Origin of the sequence: Parvimonas sp. D9 (assembly GCF_035282565.1) — a bacterium.
GTDB lineage: Bacteria > Bacillota > Clostridia > Tissierellales > Peptoniphilaceae > Parvimonas > Parvimonas micra.
In genome coordinates this window covers 1-255 of record NZ_JAYKBM010000201.1, presented here as the reverse complement: position 1 = coordinate 255, position 255 = coordinate 1, and the positions used below count along the sequence as shown (strand labels likewise).

General features: G+C 42.4%; 1 protein-coding gene. It reads right to left on the bottom strand.

Annotation, left to right across the window (positions count from 1 at the left end):
• Positions 1-178 (bottom strand): ion channel (locus VJI94_RS09015; RefSeq protein WP_416383686.1); only part of this gene is annotated, 178 nt, incomplete at its 3' end.
• Positions 179-255: the final 77 nt, after the last annotated feature.

Below are 255 nucleotides of genomic sequence, written 5' to 3'. Positions count from 1 at the left end.
ATTTTTCAGTTTTCCTCTCCCCCTCCCCCACAAACCAACTCGCCAAATACGCCGTAAACGTTCCAAACAATCCCACCCCCACAGTCATCAATAAGGCAGCAATCATTCTGCCTTCGGTGGTAACAGGAAATTTGTCGCTATCACCCACGGTGATAATGGTAACATAATCACATACCAATATCTACCAAGTTGGAAAAGTTTCAAATTGTTTTAGTTTTGGGTGTGGTTATTAGTGGTAACAATATCCGCATTCTC